3 protein-coding genes and 1 pseudogene are annotated in these 2,841 nt (G+C 73.2%); all 4 read left to right on the forward strand.

Annotated elements, in window-relative coordinates:
- Nucleotides 1–214 (forward strand): annotated as a pseudogene (locus ACFQ87_RS42000) (ribonuclease HI); the annotation flags it as partial.
- Nucleotides 215–290: 76 nt separating this feature from the next.
- Complete coding sequence (locus tag ACFQ87_RS42005) at nt 291–983, forward strand: hypothetical protein (RefSeq protein WP_380616241.1); 693 nt, start codon at nt 291–293, stop codon at nt 981–983.
- 85 nt (nt 984–1,068) lie between these two features.
- The gene (locus tag ACFQ87_RS42010) at nt 1,069–1,284 is read left to right on the forward strand and encodes a hypothetical protein (RefSeq protein ID WP_380616242.1); all 216 of its coding nucleotides are present in this window, start codon (nt 1,069–1,071) and stop codon (nt 1,282–1,284) included.
- A 93-nt stretch (nt 1,285–1,377) separates the two neighbouring features.
- Nucleotides 1,378–2,841 (forward strand): DUF1003 domain-containing protein (locus ACFQ87_RS42015; protein ID WP_380616243.1); only part of this gene is annotated, 1,464 nt, incomplete at its 3' end.

The following is a 2,841-nucleotide window of genomic DNA, read 5'->3' on the forward strand; positions in this document are numbered from 1 at the left end:
CCGGGCCTCGGCCGCCAAGGCCCCCAAGGCCCGCAGCACCCGCCCCGCCGCCGCGAGCGGGACCGGCAGCACCACCAAGCGGACCGGCTCGCGCACCCTGAACGCCCGCTTCCCCGGCACCTGCCCGTGCAGCCGCCCGTACGCCAAGGGTGACAAGATCACCAAGGTGGGCAGTAGCTGGGGCCACCCGGAGTGCGCCGCCGCCCACGCCTGACCCAGGTCTTTTCGCGCCGTCGCCTGAGTACGGGTACTCAGGCGACGGCCCGGCCGGACGGTGGACGATATCGGCCATGACGAAGCGTGGTACGAAGGGCGGGCGAGGCCGCCGCAAAGCCGTGGTGGTGGGGGTGGCGGTGGTCGCGGCCGCAGGGATGTCGGCCCTCGGTGCGGTCGGGTACGACGCGGCGGCGGAGCTGCAGGACGCCTGGGCGGGGCAGCCGTACCCCGTGGCCGATCCGGCCGCCGTCGCCAGGCACCTGGACGCCCGGACCCAGACCGTCTACGACGCCCTCGCCCTGCCGCCGGGCGCGGCACTGGACCGCGCACCCTGGGCCGGGGACGGGATCACGGCCCGGATCTACGACGTCTGCCGCCCCCGCGGTATCTCCCACCTCCTGGAGAACATGACCGACCGCGGAGCCGACGAGCCCCGCACGGCGACCCTCGACGCCGACTTCACCCTCACCGGGATCACGCCCCCGCAGGCGGAGGAGGCCCTGCGCCGGGCCCGGCAGACCCTGACCGGCCAAGGCTGGACGGAGACCGCTGCGGACGACACCAGGGTGACCCTGAAGCCCCCGAGCACCGGCCCCGGATCCCTGGCCGAGACGGTCACCGTCGGCTTCACCCCCGAGCGCGGCACCCTCGCCGTCGCGGCGGGCACCGAGTGCGCCCGCTACCCCGACGACACCCCGGTGGACTGGGAAGGGAAGCCGGCCGACCTGCCGAGCCCCACTGCCCCGGCGCAGCTGCGCGGCCACTGACCGCGATCGGCGGGTGGACCTTTGAGTCCCCGGCCCGCTGAGCACCGTATAGGTCAGTGAGCAGGCCGGAAGGAAGGTGAGTGCGATGATCGTCTCCGAGACCCCGGAGTTCCACGTCGGCGACCGGGTGTGGGTCTACCGCGACTCCTCCTACGGCACGGTGGAGAGCGCCGTGGTCGTGGACACTCCGGCCGACCGCAGCCTCCGGCTGAAGTTCGCCGACGGCCACCGCAACCACCTCCGGCGCGGCCGGGTGGAGCTACGCGCGCCGTGCAGGGAAACCGCGTTGACAGACCGTTAAGAACGGAGTTCAGTAGCCCGCCGACCGGCGGGACCGCTGCCATCATGAACACGACTCCGGCGGCGGCGCCGGGACCGATGGTGAGGAGCGGGCGTGCGGGAAGCCGGTACGGGGATCAACCAGCCGCGGCAGCAGCCGGTGGCGATGGCGGACGAACAGGTCGGCCTCAACGGCGCGATCGCGGCCGCGCTGACCCGGGCGGTGGGCTCGATGCCCGCCCTGTACGTCGCGCTGGTGGTGGTCGGCGGCTGGATGGCGCTGGCGACCTGGGGGCCGCTGCACTCGGTCGACCCGTACCCCTTCGGCTTCCTGCTGTTCCTCGACAACGTGGTCCAACTGGTGCTCTGCCTGGCGATCCTGGTCGGCCAACGGGTGCTCGGCCAGGCCGCCGACCGCCGGGCGGTGCAGACCTACGAGAACGCCGAGGCGATCTTCGCCCGGGTCGCCGACCTCCAGTTGCACCTGGACCGGCACGACCAGGCGCTCGGCCGCGGGGTGAGCCTGTTGGAGACCAGCGGGCACCCGTGGATCCAGCGGCACCGGGTGCAGCCGCCGCCACAGGCGTTGGACCAGGTCACCGGGGTCAACGGGCGGATCGCGGCCTGGCTGACCGGGCGGCTGGGCAGCATGTGGGCGTTCTACCTCGCGGCCGTGACACAGGTGGTCTGGATCGGCATGTCCCAGCTGGGGCTGCAGACCTTCGACCCGTACCCGTTCGCCTTCATGAGCTTCCTGTCCACCCTGGCCCAGCTGATCTTCATGATCGTGATCATGGTCGGCCAGGACGTGCTGGGCAAGGCCGGTGACCGCCGCGCCGAGCAGACCCTGCTGGACGCCGAGGCCGTCCTGCACGAGTGCGGCCGGATGAAGGCCCGGCTGGAGGCGCAGGGGAGGATCATCGAGAGCCTGGCCGACTACACCAGCGCCCAGGTCACCCGGCACCTGGCGCGGGCCATCCACCAGAGCCGGCTGACGGCGGCGGTCGAGGACGGCGAGGAGCCGGGCAGCCGGCCTGCCCTGCTGCCCTGGGAGGAGCTGCCCGAGGAGCTGAGGGCGGCCAACCGGCGCCAGGCCCGGCAGCTCGGCGAACGCCTCGCCACGGTCGGCTGCCTGATGGTGCCCACCTCCGAGCAGGTGGCCTCCGACGCCGTCGGCGGCTTCGAGGACTTCACCGAGGAGGAGGCCGAGGTCCTTGCCCGGCTGGAGCACGAACACGAGCGCGAGCACGGCGCCGACCCGGCCCTGCTGCCCGGCCAGCGGGACGGCCGGGCACAGTTCCTGCCCTGGGAGGAGCTGTCCGACCGGGCGCGCGCCCGTACGGTGGAGTCGGTCCGCCGTATTCCTGCGATCCTGGCCGACGTCGGCTTCCAGGTCGTGCGGATCGGCCGCGTCGTCGACGGCGTCGGGGAGTTGGACTTCACCCCCGAGGAGTGGGCGACCCTCGGCCGCGCCCTGATGGCCTCCGGCGTCCTGGTCGCCCTCGCCGAGGGCGTGGCCGACCCCGAGGAGGTCATCGCGATCGTCAAGCTGCTGCGCGAGGCCAGCAGCACCCACCAG

It is taken from the genome of Kitasatospora sp. NPDC056531 (assembly GCF_042794375.1).
Classification (GTDB): domain Bacteria; phylum Actinomycetota; class Actinomycetes; order Streptomycetales; family Streptomycetaceae; genus Kitasatospora.